The following is a 19443-nucleotide window of genomic DNA, read 5'->3' on the forward strand; positions in this document are numbered from 1 at the left end:
CGTACCCGGGCTGGTGGCGACGCTCTTTGCCCGTCTCAGTCGGCGGCGACGTCGCCGTGTCCGGTCGCGCCCGTCACGCCGGGCAGGGTGTGGAGGTAGTCGTCGAGGTCGAGCGCGAAGTCGGCGTCGGTCGGCAGGTCGATCCAGGCGAACTCGAACTCGGCCCCGCGTTCCTCACCCGATCCCGTGACGGTGTGGGTCCAGGCGTCCCGGGACTCGTGGACCGGGAGGTGGTAGAACGCCCTGACGTACCGCTTGGGCGGGGACTCGTAGCGGGTCCACACGTCGGTGACGAGGTGCCGCAGGTCCGTGAACGTCGCCAGTCCGCTCTCCTCGACGACCTCCCGACAGGTCGCCGCACGCAGGTCTTCACCCCGCTCGACCGTCCCCTTGGGCACCTGGAGGTCGTCGTGTCCCGGTCCCTCGAACACCAGCAGTTCCGATCCGTTCCGGGTGATGTACGCGCAGACTTTCTCGACGTGCGTGATGTTCTGTTCCACGGTATTGGTTGATCGAACGACCGGACGTATAGTAGTGGGCAAATAGCTCCCTCTAGGAATAATAAGTGGACATACGCTCTCGGACACCGGCGGGGGCGGCGGTCGGGGACCACCTCGCACCGCAAACAGGGTACTTACACGACCACGCACACAACGACCGACAACCGCTGTCCAACCGTGACCGCACAAGCCAACGATTCCACCGAGGACCGGCAGGCGACGGGCGACGAACAGACCGGCGACGACGGCGGCGAGACCAACCCCGAGTACGCACCGGTCTCACAGGAGGCCGCCCTCCGGACGCAGCTGGCGCTGGGTCGGGAGGAACTCGACCGGCCGACCCGCGGCCTGGCGCTGTCGGGGCTCTCCGCCGGATTGGATATCGGCTTCGGCCCGCTGTTCATGCTCGTGCTCCTGAGCGTCGCGGCCGGCGTCTGGGGCGAGCCGACCCTGCGGCTCGTCACGGGTGCCATCTACTCCGTCGGGTTCGTGTTCGTCGTCCTCAGCGGGACGGAACTGTTCACCGAGCACACCACGCTCGCGGTCCTCCCGGTGCTGAACGGTGACGCCGGCGTCGCCGACCTCGGCCGGCTCTGGGGTGTCGTCTACGCGACCAACATCGTCGGCGGGATGGCCTTCGCCGTCGGGATGGTGGTGTTCGGCCCGGCCTACGGCATCATCGAGCCCTCGGCGTTCGCCCGCCTGGCCCGTCCGCTGGTGTCCCACTCCGCGCTGCCGACGTTCTTCGCGGCGGTGCTGGCCGGCTGGCTGATGGGGCTGCTCTCGTGGATGGTCACGTCCGTCGAGGGGTCGATGGCCCGCATCGCGCTGGTCGTCGCCGTCACGACCATCATCGGCTTCGGCCACCTGCCACACTCCATCGCCGGCAACGTCGAGGTGTTCGCGGGGCTGGTGGCCTCCTCGGCGATCACCGTCCCGGACTACGTTCGCTTCCTCGGGCTCGCGACGGTCGGGAACGTCGTCGGCGGCACCATCTTCGTCGCGCTGCTGAAGTACGGCTACGTCACGAGCGGGCTCACGGAGTGACCGCCCGCCACGCCCGCCGCGACTGTCGGCACTGGCGAGCCGACTACCGCAGAACCGTCAGGGGAGGAGATCAGGCGACGTTGAAGCCCTTGTCGCGGAGGAAGTCCTCGACGCGACCGGTGTGGTTGCCCTGGAGCTCGATCTGTCCGTCCTCGACCGTCCCGCCGCAGGCGAACTTGGACTTCAGGTCCGACGACAGCGAGTCCATGTCGACGTCCTTCGGGTCGAACCCCTCGATGATCGTTACCTCCTTACCGTAGCGGCGCTCGTCGATGCGGATGTTGATCTCCTGAGACTCCTTGGCGACGTCCTCGCAGACGCAGAGCTCCTCAGGCAGCCCGCACGTCGAGCAGACTTCCGACATTACAACACGGGCGTACGAAACCTTCGTATTAAACACTGTCGGGCGAAAGCGCCGCCTACCGGTTCGAGACGACGTCGTCGGCGATTCCGACGGCCTCGTCGGCCAGCTCGGCGGACACCTCGCCGCCGTAGCGCAGGCGCTCCCGGAGGTCTGCCACCCGGCGGACCTCGTCCGGGGCGTCGATGGCGTCGAGGTACGCCCGGACCGTCTCACCGGCCTCCCGCTGGCGGTGTTCCTGCCCCATCACGTACAGCACGCGCTGGAACGCCCGCTCGACGTCCGTCTCGGGGTCCTCGCGGCGCTGGTAGCGGAGCCAGATCGCCCGCTGGACGCGGTCGGTCACGCCCGCCCGCCGCAGCCCCGCGGCCGTCCCCAGCAGTGCCACGAGGCCGAGCGTGGCCTCCTCCCGGGAGGGCAGTTCCGGCAGCGAGAGCCCGCCACTCTCCGTCGCGCCCCCGCCGCCACCGCCGGCCGTCAGCGGCGTCGGCGTCTCGCCGGTCTCGGTCGTGTTGTTGGCGGCCGGCGTGGCGGTCGTCCCGTTGGCCTCGGTCAGCGGTGGCGGCGTGGGGGTCGTCTCGGTGAACCCCGAGCCGTTGCCCGTCTCGTCCGTGTCCACGAACCCCTCGCCCGACTCGCGGGCTTCCTCCAGGCGGGCCCGCTCGGCGGCGTTCCGGGGGTCGCTGGGGGTCGGGTCGAACTCGATCCAGCCGTGGTCCGGGAAGAACACCTCGACCCAGGCGTGGGAGTCCAGGCCGCGGACGACCCACCGGTTCTCGTCGACGCGCTCGCCGGGCGTGTAGCCGACGGCCATCCGCGCGGGGACGCCCTGCGTCCGCAGCATCACGGCCATCGTCGTCGCGAAGTAGACGCAGTACCCCTCGTTCATCGCGTGCAGGAACCGGTCGGCGACGTCGCGCTCGGGCCGGTCCACGTCCAGCGAGTAGCCCCGGTTGTTCCGGAGCCACTGCTGGACGACCAGCGCCGTCTCGTAGGGGTCGTCGGCGTTGGCCGTCAGCGTCGCCGTGGTCTCGCCGACCCGGTCGGGCGTGCTCTCGGGTAGCTGGAGGTAGCTGTCGGCGATCCGGTCCGGGTAGGCGGTGCCGGCCGCCCGGAGCTGTCGGGGCGTCGTCACCGGGACCTCGCTGATCACGTCGTAGCTGTCCCCCGAGGAGACGCCGACGGTCGGCTGGAGCCCCCCGTGTGAGGTGACTTCGACGGCCGGGTCGCCGTTGTAGCGGACCGGCCTCCAGGCGGCCGGGACGGTCCCGATGTCGGTCTCGGCTTCGAAGGACTGCCGGAGCGTCCGGCTGTCGCCCGGCGGGCCGGCGAGGCGACCGCCCTCGTACTCCCGAGTGTTGCCCGTCCGGACCCAGCCGTCGCCGGTGTAGCGGTCGTAGGCGGCGACCCGCCAGTAGCGTGGCTCCTCGCTCCGGACCGTGTACCGGACCGTCGGCGTCAGCGAGATGTCGCCCTGGATCGTCACCGCCTCGTCGGCGTTCACGAGGCTCCCCTCGACGGTCGGACCGTCGGCCTCGGCGAACGACAGCGAGGTCCCGCTCACCGACGGGGTCCGGGAGAGCAGCGACGGGATCACGACGATGGCCGCCAGCTGTTCGAGGACCGCCCGGCGGCCCGAGTCCACGCCCGCGTCTGCGTCCGTGGCCGTCCGCTCCGTCGTCGTCCCGTCGCCGTCCGGTCGCGCCGCCGTCCCGCTCTCGATCCGGTCCAGCGTCCCGAACCCGACGGCCGCGACGGCCCCGACCACGCCCAGCAGCGTCGTCACCACGCCGGCGTCGGTCGTCAGGACGAAGAAGGCCAGCGTCGTCCCCGCGGCCAGGGTCGCCGTGACGTACCACCGCCGGAGCGCGAAGTACGCCGTCAGGAACACCGGGGCCGGCGTGAACGAGATGACCCACAGCCGGACGTTCGCGATCTGGAGCAGGCGGCGGCCGGTCAGCAGCGCCACCGTGTCCCGGATCAGCGCACCGAACTGGGGGTCCGTCGAGAGGTTCGCGACGTACCACCCGAGGCCGGCGAGGAAGAGGACCGCGCCGACGGCGATCGCCAGCGTCGGCCGGAGCGCCCGCGCCAGGACGACGGCCGCCGCCAGCGCGCCGGCGACGACGACCAGGAACAGGTCGGGCGAGCCGACGACGTCGATGAGGTGGAACATCGTCCGCAGCGGTGCCCCGAGCGCCAGCGCGACCGCGAGCAGCGCCAGCGACCGCGACTGGGACGGGAGGCGCGCCCGCGCCCCGTCGGCGAGGCTCACGCGCCGACCTCCCCCGCCAGTGGGTTGTCCCGGCTGGCGGTGACGGCCCCGAACTCCCGCTCGCGGCCCTCGACGGTGACGGTGACGCCGGTGGCGTCGGCTCGGACGTACACGTCGGCGTCGCGCTCCCGACCGGTCTCGCCGCCCGGGGTGCGGGCGAGCGCTTCGAGCAGCCGCGTCCGGTGGGTGTCGCCGTAGCCCGGGCCGACGGACTCGCCGGGCGTGACGAGTTCGACGGCGAGCCCGCTCTCCAGTGCGCCCATCGCGACCGTCGCCGCGGCGGCCGCCATCTCGTCGGCGTGGTCGTCGGTCCCCTCCGCGACGACGAGCAGGCCGCGCTCGCTGTCGCGGTCGGCGAACTCCTTGACCAGCAGGTCCTCGCGCTTGGCGCTGGACTTCCAGTGGACGTCCCGCAGGGAGTCCCCGGGGACGTACTCCCGGAGCCGGTCGAACGCCTGCCGGTCCTCGGCGTCCGGGACCAGCGTCCGCACGAACGTCTCCGGCCCGCCGACGCGGTAGACCTCGGGGTAGACCAGCACCGTCTCGGTCGCCTCGACCGTGGCCGTCGAGACCACCAGCCCCAGCGCGTCGGTCACGCGGACCTCGACCGGCCCGAACGTCTGCTCGCCGCGGCGCTCGTAGGTCACGTCGTACCGGACCGTCGCCGGCAGCGACCGGGTGGCGGTCCCGTCGCCGTCGACGCCCGCCGGCAGGCGGTCGGCGATCCGAGCGACGCCGCTGCCCTCGACGCGGAGTTCGACGGTGCGGCGCTCGCCGGGGAAGCCCCGCCGGGGCTTCGACCGCTCGATCGTCGGCGTCCCCGCCAGGTACACCTGGGCGGCGGCGACGACGAACGCCACCAGCAGCGGACCGGCGACGGCCGCGAGCGCCTGCTGGCCGAACTGCGAGGCGACGGCGACGGCTCCGGCGGCGATCACCAGGACGCCGGCACCGCGACGGGTCGGTCTCATTCGACGGCGACGGTGTCCAGCGCCTCTGCGACGAGGGCGTCGGCGGTCTGTTCGCTGGTCTCGGTCCGGATGCGGTGGGGGAGGACGACGGGGGCCTCCCGCTGGACGTCGTCGGGGACGACGTACTCACGCCCCTCCAGGACCGCGCGGGCCTGTGCCGCCCGCAACAGCGAGATGCTCCCGCGCGGGCTGACGCCCAGCTGTGCGTGCTCGCGCGTGTACCCGGCCAGCCGCGTCGCGTACGCGCGGATGGGTTCCTCGACGGTCACCTCGGCGGTCGTCTCGCGGGCGGCCCGGAGGTCCTCCAGCGTCGCCACCGGCGACAGCTCCTCGATGGGGTGTTGTCCGACGACCTCGCCGAGCATCGCCGTCTCCTCGTCGGCGTCGGGGTACCCCAGGTGGAGCTTCGACATGAAGCGGTCGAGCTCGGCCATCGGGAGGTCGTAGGCCTTGTTTCGCTCGACGGTGTTCTGGGTCGCGATGACGGTGAAGGGGTCGGGGACGTCGTAGGTGGTGCCGTCGACGGTGACCTGGCCCTCCTCCATCGCCTCCAGCAGCGCCGACTGGGTCTTGGGCGGCGCGCGGTTGATCTCGTCGCCCAGCACGACGTTGCCGAAGATGGGGCCGCGCTGGAACTCGAACGTCTGTGTCTTCTGGTTGTAGACGTTGACGCCGGTCACGTCCGTCGGCAACAGGTCCGGCGTGAACTGGATCCGCTTGAACTCCCCGTCGAAGGAGGCCGCGACCGACCGGGCGAGCATCGTCTTCCCGACGCCGGGGACGTCCTCCAGCAGGATGTGGCCCCGTCCCAGCAGGGCGGTGACGATGTGTTCGATCTCGTCGTGGTGGCCGACGATGACCTCCTCGACGTTCTCGATCACCTGTGTCGCGACGCGGCTCGCGTCGCGGAGGGCGCTGTCCGACTGTCGACCGCGAGTGGTGTCCGTGTCAGTCATGTATGGCGGGTCCGCACGACGGGCGTCCGGGACGGATGGGTGGTCCTGACCCACCCTCGAACAAGTGTCTTCTGCCCGCTACAGTCCGCTTCCTGCATTCCGTGCCCGGAGCGTTGGTGGCGGATACACGTAACTCTGCTGGGTGTGTTCCCCAGTGGCACGCGGCCGTCAGCGGTCCCAGTCCTTGCAGTCAGGACAGACGAGCGAGCCGTCCTGCTCCCACCGCCGACTCGCCACGGTCCCGCACTCGGCACACGCCTCGCCGTCGGGCGACCACGCGTACGTGGTCGCGGCCGGTTCGACGCTCCCGTCGCTCGCAGTCGGGGTGTCGTCCCCGTCCGAGGCGGCTGCCGCGTCGGCACCGCTCGCGGTCGCGTCGCCTCCCTCCGTCTCCGTGTCGCCGCCGGCGTCGCGGAACTCGTCGAGCGACGCGTCTTCCGTCATACCCGCCTCTGGAGCGTCCAGCGGGAAATAGCTGTCCGCGGCCAAGCGAGCGCAAGCGGGAAGTGGGGGCACCGCAAACGGCGTGATATGCAAGGCCTGCTCACGGAACTCGTCCAGAGTGTCATCGACGCCCCCGGGAAGTTCGTGGACATAATGCTGTTCGATCCGCTGTCGGCGGTCCTCGTCCTGATCGGAGCCCTGCTGGTGGGCGTCTCCTCGGCGATCTTCGGCTACCTCTCGCTGGGTGCCGCCGCGTCGCTGTTCACTCGCGGCGGCGGTCGGTCGCCACCGTCCCGAGCAGATCGATAGCCGACTCGACGTCCGGCCCGAGCGGCGAGGCGTAGACGACGCTGTCCGCGTGTTCTTCCAGCGCCTCGGTCCGCTCGCGTACCTCCGCCGGGGTGCCGGCGATACAGAAGGCGTCGAGCATCGCGTCGGTCACCAGCCCGAACGCCGTCTCGAACTCGCCGGCGGAGATGGCGTCGCCGATCTCCGCGGCGGTCCCGCGGTCGATGTCGTGGCGGTCCAGGACGGGCGGCGGCGAGCCGGCCGCGACGTACGCGACGGGTGGCCGGGCGGCCTCGCGGGCCGCCTCGCGGTCCTCGGCGACGGAGACGCTGGCGTAGGCCGCCAGGTCGAACTCGGCGTCGGCGACGCGGTCGTCGGCCATCTCGTCGACCCGTTCGCGGGCCCACGCGAGGTCCTTCGGGTGCGAGCCGTTGTACAGCGCGCCGTCGGCGTGTTTCGCCGCCATCTTCGTCATGTGGGGACCCTGTGCGCCGACGTACACCGGGATCTCGCCGGCCTCGTAGTTCAGGCCGGCGTCGTCGGCCCGGAAGGTGCCGTCGTGGTCGACCCGCTCGCCGTCCCACAGTCGCTGGGCCACCTTGAACGCCTCCAGGGTCCGCCGGAGCGCGTCGTCGTGGTCGAACCCGAGGTTCCGGATGGTCGACTTGTCGCCCGGCCCGACGCCGAAGACGGCGCGGCCGTCGCTGAGTTCCGAGAGGGTCGCCACCCGCGAGGCCAGCGTCACCGGGTGGGTCTCGTAGGGGTTGGCGATCCCCGGCCCCAACAACAGATCGTCGGTCCGGGCGGCCATCCGGGTCAGCGCCATAAACTGGTCGCGGTTGTTGTAGTGGTGGCTGGCGAAGACGGCGTCGAAACCGCTGTCTTCGGCCGCGGCGGCGAACGATGCGAGCTGGTCGACCGGATGTTCCGGGGTGAGTTCAATCGCGTACATAGCTCCACTCTCTGAGCGCCTGCCGGACGACGTCGTTCTCGGGGTCGCGGTAGAGGGCGTCGCGCTCCCCGTGGTCGCCGAACTCGAAGCCGCGGACGACGGCGGCCGGGGTCCCGCCGTCGCCCTCGCCGGTGACGAGGTTGGCGGCGGCCGCGAGCTCGTCGACGACTGCCTGGACCGTCACGCCGAGCTCGCGGCCGTCGCGGTCGCGTTCGCCCCGCCAGTCGCGGGCGGCGGCGACGCCGGCCCAGCCCAGCGCGACGCCGCGCTGGCCGAGCCGGAACGGCCGGCCGGACGTGTCGGTGACGATCACGGCCACGTCCCCGCCCGTCCGCTCGCGCAGGCCCGCTCGGATCGCCTCGGCCTCGGCGGTCGGGGCCTCCGGCAGTAACAGCAGGTCGGCGTCGGGGACGTTCGAGCGGTCGATGCCCGCGTTGACCGTGATGTGGCCGAACCGCGTCACCGCGAGGATAAAGGGCGACTCCGTCAGCAGTTCCTCGCTCTCTTCGAGGACCGCCTGCGCGAACCGGGGGTCCTTCTCCTCGCCGGTGACCTCCCCGATGCGGGCGGCGATGCGCTCCGCTCGCTCGTCCGCCGGGAAGTCCGCGAGATCGGCCTGCCGGCCGGCCGCCTTCGAGACGACGGTGCTGGCGACACAGACCACGTCGCCGTCCCGCAGGTCGGTCTGCCCGGCGATGAGTCCGGCAACGTCGTCGCCCGGGCGCACCTCCGGGAGTCCCTCCACCGCGAAGACGTCCATACCCGCCCTCCGGCCTCCGCGGGAAAAAGGCCGCCGTTAGGTGCAAGCCCCGCCATCTCCGGCAACTGCTGCCGCGTCCCGACGGTCCCGTCTCCCTGCGGGCGCTGTGGCCGCGAACCGAAACGACCGAGAGCCAGCGTCGTGACCACCGACCGTGACCGAGGACTTCGCCACCGTCGCCCGGACCGCCGCGGAGGCAGCCGGGGGGTTCCTCCGCGAGCGGTTCACCGACGGCACGACCGACGCCGACTACCGGACGACCGACGTGAAGGCCCACGCCGACGAGGAGGCCGAACGGCTCGTCGTCGAGACGATCCGGGAACACTACCCCGACCACCCGATCACGGCCGAAGAGGCCGGCCACCTCGACGGCGACGGCGACCACCGCTGGGTGGTCGACGCGCTGGACGGCACCAACAACTTCGTCGCCGGCCTCCCGACCTTCGGCGCGGCCGTCACCGTCGTCGACGACGCGGACGACCCGGTCGCGGCGGCGGTCTCGGTGCCCGCCGTCGACGACCTCTACGTCGCCCGGCGGGGGGACGGGGTCCGGTACAACGGCCGTCCGGTGCGGGCCGACGACGGCGAGACGCCGCCCGTCGAAGCGGGAACGGTCGCGTTCGTCATCGGTTCGCCGGTCGTCTACGACGGTCCCGGACGGGAGAACGCGGACGAGATCCGCTGGGAACTGGGGCAGACCGCGAAACGGTGTATCCAGACCTGGGCTCCGGTGGTCCACTGGGGGCTGCTCGCCCGCGGCGCGATGGACGGCTACGTCTGTCTCCACCCCGACGAGCGCGAGCAACTGGCCGGCGCACTGCTCGCGACCGAGGCCGGCTGTGCCGTCCGCCGCGAGGGGCCGCTGTCGGCGTTCGCCCCGACCCAGGACGCCGCCGACGCCCTGTTCGAGACGGCGGCTACAGTTCGTGAACCGATACGCTGAGGTCGCCGTCGCCGACCGTCGCGGTCAGCATCGTCGCCCGTTCGGCCGGCGACGCGCCGGTCGCGCTGCCGGGGTTGAGCAGCCGGACGCCGCCGTGGACCGTGTCGACGACCTCGTGTGTGTGACCGGCGACGCCGACGGCGTCCCCCTCGGCTTCCTCGCGGACGACGGTCGCAACGCGGTCGTGCCACCCGGCGTGCGAGCCCGTGCCGTGGGTGACGACGAACGTCACCCCACCCAGTTCGACGGTGGCCGTGTCGGGCAGGCCGATCCGCGGGTCCGTGTTGCCCGCGACGCCGGTGAACCGCGCGCTCATCGCCCGGACGTTCGACAGTGTCCCCTCGCTGTCGAAGTCGCCGGCGTGGATCACGTGGTCGGCCGTCTCGATACGCTCCCGGAACGGCGCGGGGATGTCGGTGGCCCGCGACGGAACGTGCGTGTCGCTGACGAGTGCGACGTCCATACGGCGCGTTCGACCAGGCCGGGGAAAACGGTTCGGCTACTCGGGGGTCTCGGGCGTCGGTGCCAGCCCCTTCAGGTCGTCGAGCCGATCGACCAGCTCGTCGATGCCGTCGTTGATGTCGGCGACCCGCTGGTCGATGTCGTCGGCCGGGATCGCTCCCTGGGGCGTCGGGTCGATCAGTTCGTCGTCCTCCAGCATCCGCAGCGAGTACCGCACCTTGTGCTCGGGGATGCCGGTCTCCTCGGAGAGCTTGACGATGCCGATGGGGCCCTGGTCGATGACGACGTCGAGGATCGCGAGGTCGCGACTCTCCTTCTCTACCTGGTTTCGCAGTCTCTCGATGCCCATAATCGTACCCGACCGTATCGGCCGACGCCACATAAACGCTCCAGTTGTGGCACGGGCCGGTCGGCCGCCCGACAGGTCATACCGGTGGCCGTAACAGACTGACGTAATTCGCCACTCCGGGGTGGCGAATACCCTCACGCACCGACAGCCACCAGTATCAGTCCTCGACCGGCGTCCGGCGCAGTTCGTCGAGCTGGTCCCGGAGCCGCGACAGCTCCGTCTCCAGCTCCTCCCGCCGGTCGATGAGCGTCGAGAGCTCCTCGGTGTTGACCGAGAAGTCGTTCTCCAGGGCCACGTCCAGCGCGTCGGTGGTCGCCGCCGCCAGGTCCGTCGACACCCGGAGCACCTCGCTGGGGGTCCCCCGGGACTCGTACAGCTCCTGGTCGCCCGACTGCGGGCTGTAGGTGATCATCGGCGACTCCACGCCGTGGTGGTACGTCACCGTGTAGCTGGTGTCGGTGACGGGGTTCAGCCGGTTCTCCGCCCGCTCCGTGCGGACGATGTTGAACGGCTCGGCCAGCGACGGGTACGTCTCCGCCAGGTCCCGCAGCCGGTCGGCCGCCGTGACGTCTAGCTGGGCCTCCACGTCGCCGAAGAACTGCCGGGAGTTGGTGAGGCTGAACGCGACGGTGTAGAAGACGGACTCGTCGCTGTCGGCGAGGTTCCGGACCCGCTCGCGGACCGCCTCGTGTCGCCCCTCGATGGTCAGCTTCTCCAGTTCCTCCAGCAGGGCGCGGACGCCCTCCTCGCGCTCGAGGAACGCCTCGACGATGGCCCCCGGCATCTCCTCGCCCTCGACGTCGTCCATACCCCCCGTTCGCACACGGCGACTAAACAGTCTGTCGACCCACCACCTTTTTCCCGGGAGGGTTTCCTCACTCGCTCCGCTCGCTGCGGGAACCCTCCCGGCAAAAACGTGGGTGAAAAAGGCCGACGGCTCGGCCTCCGGCCTCGCCGTCGGGGGAACCGCGCTCGCTCCGCTCGCGCGGATGCTCCATTAGATTCACCACTTTTTCAGACACCTGCCAATTTCGGTAACGAAACACACTGCTTGTCGAGTTAGATTCGAAGAAGCGCCCGGAGCGGGATTTGAACCCGCGTCACGACCGTGACAGGGTCGTATGATGGGCCACTACACCATCCGGGCGCGCTGCCTCGCTGCACTCGTTCGTATCCCGGTGGCAGTATTAAGGCTTTCCAAAGGAGGCGGCCCTGTGACGGGTCCCCGTGACAGACCCAAACTTCTATATCCAATCTCGCCGAACCGAGTGGTACGCGAGTTCGTCCCACGGGCGGGACGAGTAGCTACAGCAGGCCTACTTAGTAAGTGTTATACAGGTGCCGCCAATAACGACCTGTAGTATCTCGTGACAGCCACCTTCTCCAGCAGCAGGCCCCACGCACACCCATGGTAGATGTAAGCCAACACGAACTCGTCCCAGACCACAGCGTCGTCGACGAGGCAGACATCGACGCGGTACTCGAGGAGTACGACATCAAGAAGACCGATCTCCCGAAGATCAAGCGGACCGACCCGGCCCTCCCCGAGGAGGCAGAGGTCGGTGACGTCATCCGGATCGAACGCGACTCACGGACGACCGACACGGCGGTCGTCTACCGACTGGTGGTAGAATAATGGACACACAGGACCGACGAGAGATCTCGCGCGAGTACTTCGGCAAGGAACGGCTCGCAGAACACCACTTCCGCTCGTTCAACGCGTTCCTCGATCGGGGAATGCAGCAGGTCGTCGACGAGAAGGAGACGATCGACACGGACATCGGCGACAAGGAGGGTCAGGAGCCGGTGTGGGTCGAACTCGGCGACGTCCGGGTCGTCACCCCCCGGGTCCGCGAGGCCGACGGCAGCGAGGAGCTGCTCTACCCCCAGGAGGCCCGCCTCCGGAACATCACCTACTCCGCGCCGGTGTTCATGGAGATGGCCATCGTCCGCGGCGGCGAGGAGGAGCCCGAGGAGGTCGTCGACCAGACCGAGACCAAGATCGGCCGGATGCCGATCATGGTCGGCTCCGACAAGTGCAACATCGCCGGCTTCTCCGACGAGGAGCTCATCGACATCGGCGAGGACCCCGCCGACCCCGGCGGCTACTTCTGTGTCAACGGCTCCGAGCGGGTCCTGATGACCAGCGAGGACCTCGCGCCCAACAAGATCCTCGCGGAGTACGACACCAAGTACGGCGACGAGGTCCAGGTCGCCAAGACGTTCTCCCAGCGGCGGGGCTACCGCGCGCTGGTGCTGTGTGAGCGGACCCGCGACGGGCTGCTCGAAGTGTCTTTCCCCTCCGTCTCCGGCAGCATCGACTTCGTGACCCTGGTCCGGGCGCTCGGGCTGGAGTCCGACGAGGAGATCGTCCACCGGGTGAGCGAGGACCCGGAGATCGTGAAGTTCATGCTGGAGAACTTAGAGGAGGCCGACGTCCAGACGACCGAGGAGGCCATCGAGACGCTCGGTCAGCGCGTCGCCTCCGGACAGGGCAAGAACTACCAGCTCAAGCGGGCCAACTACGTCATCGACCGGTACCTCCTGCCGCACCTCCACGAGGACGGGGTCGACGAGGAGGAGGTCCGGATCAACAAGGCCTACTACCTCTGTCGGATGGCCGAGGCCTGCTTCGAGCTGGCGCTGGACCGCCGCGAGGCCGACGACAAGGACCACTACGCCAACAAGCGGCTGAAGGTCAGCGGCGACCTGATGACCGACCTGTTCCGGACGGCGCTGAACAAGCTCGCCCGGGACGTGAAGTACCAGCTCGAACGCGCGAACATGCGGAACCGCCAACTGTCTGTCTCCACGGTGGTCCGCTCGGACGTGCTGACCGAACGGCTGGAACACCCCATCGCGACGGGGAACTGGGTCGGCGGCCGCTCCGGCGTGAGCCAGCTGGTCGACCGGACCGACTTTATGGGGGTGCTCAGCCACCTCCGCCGGCTGCGCTCGCCGCTCAGCCGCTCGCAGCCCCACTTCGAGGCGCGTGACCTCCACGCGACCCAGTGGGGACGCATCTGTCCCTCCGAGACGCCGGAGGGGCCCAACTGTGGGCTGGTGAAGAACTTCGCCCAGGCGATGGAGCTGTCACAGGACGTCGCGGACGACCAGGAACTGAAGCAGGAACTCGCGGACATGGGGGTTCAGGGCATCCCCGGGATCGAGTCGATCGAACAGCAGCCCGCGGACGACTAACATGAGTCAGGGACGCGAAGCCAAGGTATACGTCAACGGTAGTCTGGTCGGGACACACCCCGACCCGGAACAGCTCGCAGAACAGGTCCGACAGGCGCGCCGACGGGGGGACGTCTCCGAGATGGTCAACGTCTCGGTCAAGGACCGGACCGACGAGGTCATCATCAACGCCGACGCCGGCCGCGCCAGGCGACCGCTGCTCGTCGTCGAGGACGGCGAGCCGCTCATCTCCGAGGAGGAGGTCGAGGCGGTCAAGGACGGCGACCTCGAGTTCGAGGAACTGGTCGAGCGCGGCGTCGTCGAGTTCATCGACGCCGAGGAGGAGGAGGACATCCTCGTCGGCGTCGACGAGGAGGAACTCACCGAGAACCACACCCACCTCGAGGTCGACCCCCAGCTGATGTTCGGCATCGGCGCGGGGATGATCCCCTACCCCGAGCACAACGCCAGCCCGCGGATCACGATGGGCTCGGGGATGATCAAGCAGTCGCTGGGCCTGCCGAGCGCGAACTACCGCATCCGCCCGGACACCCGCCAGCACCTGCTGCACTACCCCCAGCTCTCGATGGTCAAGACCCAGACCACCGAGCAGATCGGCTACGACGACCGCCCGGCCGCGCAGAACTTCGTCGTCGCCGTGATGAGCTACGAGGGGTTCAACATCGAGGACGCGCTGGTCATGAACAAGGGGTCGGTCGACCGCGCGCTGGCCCGCTCGCACTTCTTCCGCACCTACGAGGGCGAGGAGCGGCGCTACCCCGGCGGTCAGGAGGACCGCTTCGAGATCCCCGACGACGAGGTCCGGGGCGCTCGCGGCGAGGAGGCGTACACCCACCTCGACGACGACGGGCTCGTGAACCCGGAGACGCAGGTCGGCGAGAACGCCGTCCTGCTGGGCAAGACCTCCCCGCCCCGCTTCCTCGAGGAACCGGACGACATGGGTGGACTCAGCCCCCAGAAGCGCCGGGAGACCAGCGTGACGATGCGCTCGGGCGAGTCCGGCGTCGTCGACACGGTCACCCTGATGGAGGGCGAGGACGGCTCGAAGCTCTCGAAGGTCTCGGTGCGCGACGAGCGCATCCCGGAACTGGGCGACAAGTTCGCCAGCCGGCACGGCCAGAAGGGCGTCGTCGGCCACATCGCGCCCCAGGAGGACATGCCCTTCACCGAGGAGGGCGTCGTCCCGGACCTCATCATCAACCCCCACGCGCTCCCCTCCCGGATGACCGTGGGCCACATCCTTGAGATGATCGGCGGCAAGGTCGGGGCCTTGGAGGGTCGCCGCGTCGACGGGACCGCCTTCACCGGCGAGGACGAGGACGAGCTCCGCGAGGCGCTGGAGGACCACGGCTTCGACTCCTCCGCCAAGGAGGTCATGTACTCCGGCGTCACCGGCGAGAAGATCGAGGCCGACATCTTCGTCGGGGACATCTTCTACCAGAAGCTCTACCACATGGTCTCGAACAAGCTGCACGCCCGCTCGCGCGGGCCGGTGCAGGTGCTGACCCGCCAGCCCACCGAGGGCCGCGCCCGCGAGGGCGGCCTGCGGATCGGGACGATGGAGCGGGACTGTTTCATCGGCCACGGGGCCGCGATGGCGCTCAAGGAACGGCTGCTCGACGAGTCCGACCGCGAGTGGATCAACGTCTGTGGCGTCTGCGGGATGACCGCCGTCGAGAACGTAGAGCAGCGCCGTGTCTACTGCCCCAACTGCGACGAGGAGACGGAGGTCCACGAGATCGAGATGTCCTACGCCTTCAAGCTGCTCTTGGACGAGATGAAGGCCCTCGGTATCGCCCCCCGACTCGAACTGGAGGACGCTGTCTAACATGAGTGCACAATCGACACCCAAGGAGATCAACGCCATCACCTTCGGGCTGATGGACCCCGAGGAGTACCGCGACATGTCGGCCACGAAGGTCATCACGGCCGACACCTACGACGACGACGGCTTCCCCATCGACATGGGGCTGATGGACCCGCGGCTGGGGGTCATCGACCCCGGGCTGGAGTGCAAGACCTGCGGCAAGCACTCCGGGTCCTGTAACGGCCACTTCGGCCACATCGAGCTGGCCGCGCCCGTCATCCACGTCGGGTTCGCGAAGCTCATCCGCCGCCTCCTGCGGGGCACCTGCCGGGAGTGTTCCCGGCTCTGTCTCGACGAGACCGAGCGCGAGGAGTTCGAGGGCCGCCTCGACCGGACCCGGGAGCTCGGGCTCGACCTCAACGACGTGACCAAGGCCGCCATCCGGCAGGCCCGCAAGAAGGACCGCTGCCCGTTCTGCGGCGAGAAGCAGTACGACATCAAACACGAGAAGCCCACCACCTACTACGAGGTCCAGCAGGTGCTCGCCTCCGATTACCCGGATCGGCTCGCGGCCGCGATGGAGGAGGCCGAGGACCCCATCTCGCCGCCGGAGCTGGCCGACGAGACGGGCATCGAGGGCAGCCGCGTCCAGCAGATCCTCAGCGGCGAGTTCCGACCGCGCAAGGAGGACCGCAAGGCCCTCGAGAAGGCGCTGTCGGTGGACCTGACCGAGGAGGACATGAACAAGCTGATGCCCTCCGACATCCGGGACTGGTTCGAGGACATCCCGGACGAGGACATCGAGGTGCTCGGGATGAACCCCGACCGCTCCCGGCCCGAGTGGATGATCCTGACGGTGCTGCCGGTGCCGCCGGTCACCGCACGTCCCTCGATCACGCTGGACAACGGCCAGCGCAGCGAGGACGACCTGACCCACAAGCTGGTCGACATCATCCGCATCAACCAGCGGTTCATGGAGAACCGCGAGGCCGGCGCGCCCCAGCTCATCATCGAGGACCTCTGGGAACTGCTCCAGTACCACGTCACGACCTTCATGGACAACGAGATCTCGGGGACGCCGCCGGCTCGGCACCGCTCCGGCCGCCCCCTCAAAACGCTCTCGCAGCGCCTGAAGGGCAAGGAGGGCCGCTTCCGTGGCTCCCTGTCCGGGAAGCGCGTGAACTTCTCCGCCCGGACGGTGATCTCGCCGGACCCGACCCTCTCGCTGAACGAGGTCGGGGTCCCCGAACGGGTCGCCCGCGAGATGACCCAGACGATGAACGTCAACGAGCGGAACTTAGAGGAGGCACGCCGCTACGTCACCAACGGGCCGGAGGGCCACCCCGGAGCCAACTACGTCCGGCGACCGGACGGCCGCCGGCTGAAGGTCACCGAGAAGAACTGCGAGGAGCTGGCCGAGAAGGTCGAGCCCGGCTGGGAGGTCTCCCGGCACCTCGTCGACGGCGACATCGTCATCTTCAATCGACAGCCGTCGCTGCACCGGATGTCGATCATGGCCCACGAGGTGGTCGTGATGCCGTACAAGACGTTCCGGCTGAACACCACCGTCTGCCCGCCGTACAACGCCGACTTCGACGGCGACGAGATGAATATGCACGCCCTCCAGAACGAGGAGGCGCGCGCGGAGGCCCGCGTCCTGATGCGCGTCCAGGAGCAGATGCTCTCCCCGCGGTTCGGCGAGAACATCATCGGCGCGATCCAGGACCACATCTCCGGGACATACCTGCTGACCCACACCAATCCGAAGTTCAACGAGACGCAGGCGCTGGACCTGCTGCGGGCGACCCGGATCGACGAACTGCCTGACCCGGACGGCGTCGACGAGAGCGGCGACGACTACTGGACCGGGCGGACGCTGTTCTCGCAGCTGCTGCCCGACGATCTGGACCTGGAGTTCACCTCCTCGGCCGGCGACACCGTCGTCGTCGAGGACGGCGAGATGACCGAGGGGACCATCGACGAGGACGCCGTCGGTGCCTTCGGCGGCGAGGTCGTCGACACCATCGCAAAGGACTACTCGAAGACCCGCGCCCGCATCCTCGTCAACGAGGTGTCGGCGCTGGCGATGCGGTCGATCATGCACTTCGGGTTCTCGATCGGGATCGACGACGAGTCCATCCCCCGGGAGGCCGAGGAGCAGATCAACGACGCCATCGACAACGCCTACGACCGCGTCGAGGAGCTCATCGACACCTACGAGCGGGGCGAACTCGAGTCCCTGCCCGGCCGGACCGTCGACGAGACCCTCGAGATGAAGATCATGCAGACGCTGGGCAAGGCCCGGGACTCCGCAGGCGACATCGCCGAGGACCACTTCGACGACGACAACCCGGCGGTCATCATGGCCGAGTCCGGTGCCCGTGGGTCGATGCTGAACCTGACCCAGATGGCCGGCTGCGTCGGTCAGCAGGCGGTCCGGGGCGAGCGGATCAACCGCGGCTACGAGGGGCGGACCCTCTCGCACTTCGAGGAGGGCGACCTCTCGGCGGACGCCCACGGCTTCGTGGAGGCCTCCTACCGCTCGGGGCTGGGACCAAAGGAGTTCTTCTTCCACGCGATGGGGGGCCGCGAGGGGCTGGTCGACACCGCGGTCCGGACCTCCAAGTCCGGTTACCTCCAGCGCCGCCTCATCAACGCCCTCTCGGAACTGGAGACCCAGTACGACGGCACCGTCCGCGACACCACGGACACCATCGTCCAGTTCGAGTTCGGCGAGGACGGCACCTCGCCCGTCGAGGTCTCCTCGGGCGACGACGAGCCCGGCGTCGACGTCGACAGCATCGCCGACGCCGTCCTCGACGAGGAGTTCGAGAGCGAGCAGCAGAAACAGAGTTTCCTCGGACAGCGCACCGAGCGGACCAACCTCTCGGAACACGCCGACGACTGGTGGATGGCCGAGGGTGACGACTAACCATGACAGCACACGACGTCTCCGAAGACATCGAGGCCGTCGTCGAGGACACCGAGCTCCCCCGGCGGCTGAAAGACGAGGTGTACAGCACCGTCGAGGACCGTGCCCTCGGCGTCGAGGACGCCGACCGCGTGGCACAGGCCGTCGAGTCCCGCTACCTCGACACCCGCGTCGACCCGCTTGACCCGGTCGGGACCGTCTCGGCCCAGTCCATCGGCGAACCCGGGACCCAGATGACGATGAACACCTTCCACTACGCGGGGGTCGCGGAGATCGACGTCACGCAGGGGCTCCCCCGGCTCATCGAGCTGGTCGACGCCCGGAAGACCCCGGACACGCCGATGATGACGGTCCACCTCGAAGACGAGTACGCGACCGATCGCGAGCGCGCCCACGAGGTCGTCTGGAACATCGAGGCGACGCGCATCCTCGCGCTGGGGGACATCTCGACGAACGTCGCGGACATGCTCGTCCAGATCGACCTCAACGAGGAGACCCTTCAGGAGCGGTGGCCGACCGTCGGCGACACCGAGGAGATCGCCGAGCGCATCGCCGAGACCATCGAGTCGAACCTCGGCGTCCAGACCCAGCAGGTCGGGACCGTCGTCGAGTTCGGGCCGGAGGAGCCGTCCTACCGGGACCTCCTCCAGCTGGTCGAGGAGCTGCGCGACATCGTGTTCAAGGGGATCGAGGAGATCTCCCGGGTCGTCATCCGCAAGGAGGAGACCGACGAGGGCGAGGAGTTCGTCCTCTACACGGAGGGGTCGGACTTCGGCGAGGTGCTGGACATCGAGGGCGTCGACGCCTCCCGCACCACCTGTAACAACATCCACGAGATCCACCGCAGCCTCGGCGTCGAGGCGGCCCGCGAGACGCTCATCAACGAGACGATGAACACCCTCGAGGAGCAGGGGCTTGACGACGTGAACGTCCGGCACCTGATGCTGGTCGCGGACATCATGACCAACGAGGGGACCATCGAGTCCATCGGCCGCCACGGGATCTCCGGGTCGAAAGACTCCGTGCTCGCGCGGGCGGCCTTCGAGGTGACGGTGAACCACCTGCTCGACGCCGCCATCCACGCCGAGGTCGACGAACTCGACGGCGTCGCCGAGAACGTCATCGTCGGCAAGCCGATCAAGCTCGGGACCGGCGACGTGGACCTCCGGATGGGCGCGAGTCAGGACTGACACTG

Annotated in this window: 19 protein-coding genes and 1 tRNA gene; 8 read left to right on the top strand and 12 right to left on the bottom strand. The window is 69.3% G+C overall.

What is annotated here, in order from left to right:
- Window positions 1–35 precede the first annotated feature (35 nt).
- A complete protein-coding gene (locus P0592_RS09435; protein ID WP_276270633.1) occupies window positions 36–500 on the bottom strand; it encodes an NUDIX hydrolase in 465 nt (154 codons plus the stop codon).
- Window positions 501–806: 306 nt separating this feature from the next.
- On the opposite strand from P0592_RS09435, the gene P0592_RS09440 reads away from it, so the two are divergent.
- The gene (locus tag P0592_RS09440) at window positions 807–1547 is read left to right on the top strand and encodes a formate/nitrite transporter family protein (protein ID WP_419181132.1); all 741 of its coding nucleotides are present in this window, start codon (window positions 807–809) and stop codon (window positions 1545–1547) included.
- Window positions 1548–1617: 70 nt separating this feature from the next.
- Here P0592_RS09440 and yciH read toward each other — a convergent pair whose 3' ends face one another.
- From yciH to P0592_RS09465, 5 genes are all read right to left on the bottom strand, one after another.
- Window positions 1618–1911, bottom strand: coding sequence for a stress response translation initiation inhibitor YciH (gene yciH / locus P0592_RS09445; RefSeq protein WP_004516073.1), 294 nt, complete (start codon window positions 1909–1911; stop codon window positions 1618–1620).
- A 55-nt stretch (window positions 1912–1966) separates the two neighbouring features.
- Window positions 1967–4183 (bottom strand): transglutaminase TgpA family protein, encoded by a 2217-nt coding sequence (locus P0592_RS09450; RefSeq protein ID WP_419181095.1) that lies wholly within the window; start codon window positions 4181–4183, stop codon window positions 1967–1969.
- Complete coding sequence (locus P0592_RS09455; RefSeq protein WP_276270635.1) at window positions 4180–5154, bottom strand: DUF58 domain-containing protein; 975 nt, start codon at window positions 5152–5154, stop codon at window positions 4180–4182. The genes P0592_RS09450 and P0592_RS09455 overlap by 4 nt, the downstream gene beginning before the upstream one ends.
- Entirely contained in the window at window positions 5151–6110 is a 960-nt protein-coding gene (locus P0592_RS09460; RefSeq protein ID WP_276270636.1) for an AAA family ATPase, read from the bottom strand. The genes P0592_RS09455 and P0592_RS09460 overlap by 4 nt, the downstream gene beginning before the upstream one ends.
- A 168-nt stretch (window positions 6111–6278) precedes the next feature.
- Window positions 6279–6554 (bottom strand): DUF7573 domain-containing protein, encoded by a 276-nt coding sequence (locus P0592_RS09465; protein ID WP_276270637.1) that lies wholly within the window; start codon window positions 6552–6554, stop codon window positions 6279–6281.
- A gap of 87 nt (window positions 6555–6641) precedes the next feature.
- Between P0592_RS09465 and P0592_RS09470 the strand changes: the two genes are divergently transcribed.
- The gene (locus tag P0592_RS09470) at window positions 6642–6863 is read left to right on the top strand and encodes a DUF8024 family protein (RefSeq protein ID WP_276270638.1); all 222 of its coding nucleotides are present in this window, start codon (window positions 6642–6644) and stop codon (window positions 6861–6863) included.
- On the opposite strand, the gene P0592_RS09475 is transcribed toward P0592_RS09470, so the two are convergent.
- Window positions 6817–7794, bottom strand: coding sequence for a 5,10-methylenetetrahydromethanopterin reductase (locus P0592_RS09475; protein WP_276270639.1), 978 nt, complete (start codon window positions 7792–7794; stop codon window positions 6817–6819). The genes P0592_RS09470 and P0592_RS09475 overlap by 47 nt on opposite strands.
- Window positions 7781–8554 (bottom strand): coenzyme F420-0:L-glutamate ligase, encoded by a 774-nt coding sequence (locus P0592_RS09480; RefSeq protein WP_276270640.1) that lies wholly within the window; start codon window positions 8552–8554, stop codon window positions 7781–7783. The genes P0592_RS09475 and P0592_RS09480 overlap by 14 nt, the downstream gene beginning before the upstream one ends.
- 154 nt (window positions 8555–8708) lie before the next feature.
- On the opposite strand from P0592_RS09480, the gene P0592_RS09485 reads away from it, so the two are divergent.
- Window positions 8709–9497, top strand: a complete 789-nt coding sequence (locus tag P0592_RS09485) for an inositol monophosphatase family protein (protein WP_276270641.1) — start codon at window positions 8709–8711, stop codon at window positions 9495–9497.
- Here P0592_RS09485 and P0592_RS09490 read toward each other — a convergent pair.
- From P0592_RS09490 to P0592_RS09505, 4 genes are all read right to left on the bottom strand, one after another.
- On the bottom strand, window positions 9472–9960 hold the full coding sequence (locus P0592_RS09490; protein WP_276270642.1) for a metallophosphoesterase family protein: 489 nt from the start codon (window positions 9958–9960) through the stop codon (window positions 9472–9474). The two genes, P0592_RS09485 and P0592_RS09490, sit on opposite strands and share 26 nt — an antisense overlap.
- Before the next feature lie 36 nt (window positions 9961–9996).
- Window positions 9997–10308 (bottom strand): winged helix-turn-helix transcriptional regulator, encoded by a 312-nt coding sequence (locus P0592_RS09495; protein ID WP_276270643.1) that lies wholly within the window; start codon window positions 10306–10308, stop codon window positions 9997–9999.
- Between the two features lie 157 nt (window positions 10309–10465).
- On the bottom strand, window positions 10466–11116 hold the full coding sequence (locus P0592_RS09500; protein WP_276270644.1) for a hypothetical protein: 651 nt from the start codon (window positions 11114–11116) through the stop codon (window positions 10466–10468).
- A 266-nt stretch (window positions 11117–11382) separates the two neighbouring features.
- Window positions 11383–11455 (bottom strand) — tRNA-Asp (locus P0592_RS09505).
- A 261-nt stretch (window positions 11456–11716) separates the two neighbouring features.
- On the opposite strand from P0592_RS09505, the gene P0592_RS09510 reads away from it, so the two are divergent.
- The 5 genes from P0592_RS09510 to rpoA2 are packed head-to-tail and all read left to right on the top strand — an operon-like array spanning window position 11717 to window position 19438.
- Window positions 11717–11944 (top strand): DNA-directed RNA polymerase subunit H, encoded by a 228-nt coding sequence (locus P0592_RS09510; protein ID WP_276270645.1) that lies wholly within the window; start codon window positions 11717–11719, stop codon window positions 11942–11944.
- Window positions 11944–13509: a DNA-directed RNA polymerase subunit B'' gene (locus tag P0592_RS09515; RefSeq protein ID WP_276270646.1), complete on the top strand. Its 1566-nt coding sequence runs from the start codon at window positions 11944–11946 to the stop codon at window positions 13507–13509. Before P0592_RS09510 ends, P0592_RS09515 begins: the two co-directional genes overlap by 1 nt.
- Window position 13510: 1 nt before the next feature.
- Window positions 13511–15337 carry a DNA-directed RNA polymerase subunit B gene (gene rpoB, locus P0592_RS09520; protein WP_276270647.1) on the top strand — a complete coding sequence of 609 codons (1827 nt, stop codon included), beginning with the start codon at window positions 13511–13513 and terminating at the stop codon, window positions 15335–15337.
- Between the two features lies 1 nt (window position 15338).
- Window positions 15339–18248, top strand: coding sequence for a DNA-directed RNA polymerase subunit A' (locus P0592_RS09525; protein WP_276270648.1), 2910 nt, complete (start codon window positions 15339–15341; stop codon window positions 18246–18248).
- A 2-nt stretch (window positions 18249–18250) separates the two neighbouring features.
- Window positions 18251–19438, top strand: a complete 1188-nt coding sequence (rpoA2, locus tag P0592_RS09530; protein WP_276270649.1) for a DNA-directed RNA polymerase subunit A'' — start codon at window positions 18251–18253, stop codon at window positions 19436–19438.
- Window positions 19439–19443 lie beyond the last annotated feature (5 nt).

It is taken from the genome of Haloarcula litorea (assembly GCF_029338195.1).
Classification (GTDB): Archaea; Halobacteriota; Halobacteria; order Halobacteriales; family Haloarculaceae; genus Haloarcula; species Haloarcula litorea.

Bases quoted from the DNA above. Each gene is read 5' to 3' on its own strand.
- yciH (WP_004516073.1), bottom strand. From the start codon at position 1,911: ATGTCGGAAGTCTGCTCGACGTGCGGGCTGCCTGAGGAGCTCTGCGTC.
- P0592_RS09455 (WP_276270635.1), bottom strand. From the start codon at position 5,154: ATGAGACCGACCCGTCGCGGTGCCGGCGTCCTGGTGATCGCCGCCGGA.
- P0592_RS09460 (WP_276270636.1), bottom strand. From the start codon at position 6,110: ATGACTGACACGGACACCACTCGCGGTCGACAGTCGGACAGCGCCCTC.
- P0592_RS09465 (WP_276270637.1), bottom strand. From the start codon at position 6,554: ATGACGGAAGACGCGTCGCTCGACGAGTTCCGCGACGCCGGCGGCGAC.
- P0592_RS09470 (WP_276270638.1), top strand. From the start codon at position 6,642: ATGCAAGGCCTGCTCACGGAACTCGTCCAGAGTGTCATCGACGCCCCC.
- P0592_RS09475 (WP_276270639.1), bottom strand. From the start codon at position 7,794: ATGTACGCGATTGAACTCACCCCGGAACATCCGGTCGACCAGCTCGCA.
- P0592_RS09480 (WP_276270640.1), bottom strand. From the start codon at position 8,554: ATGGACGTCTTCGCGGTGGAGGGACTCCCGGAGGTGCGCCCGGGCGAC.
- P0592_RS09490 (WP_276270642.1), bottom strand. From the start codon at position 9,960: ATGGACGTCGCACTCGTCAGCGACACGCACGTTCCGTCGCGGGCCACC.
- P0592_RS09495 (WP_276270643.1), bottom strand. From the start codon at position 10,308: ATGGGCATCGAGAGACTGCGAAACCAGGTAGAGAAGGAGAGTCGCGAC.
- P0592_RS09500 (WP_276270644.1), bottom strand. From the start codon at position 11,116: ATGGACGACGTCGAGGGCGAGGAGATGCCGGGGGCCATCGTCGAGGCG.
- P0592_RS09510 (WP_276270645.1), top strand. From the start codon at position 11,717: ATGGTAGATGTAAGCCAACACGAACTCGTCCCAGACCACAGCGTCGTC.
- P0592_RS09515 (WP_276270646.1), top strand. From the start codon at position 11,944: ATGGACACACAGGACCGACGAGAGATCTCGCGCGAGTACTTCGGCAAG.
- rpoB (WP_276270647.1), top strand. From the start codon at position 13,511: ATGAGTCAGGGACGCGAAGCCAAGGTATACGTCAACGGTAGTCTGGTC.
- P0592_RS09525 (WP_276270648.1), top strand. From the start codon at position 15,339: ATGAGTGCACAATCGACACCCAAGGAGATCAACGCCATCACCTTCGGG.
- rpoA2 (WP_276270649.1), top strand. From the start codon at position 18,251: ATGACAGCACACGACGTCTCCGAAGACATCGAGGCCGTCGTCGAGGAC.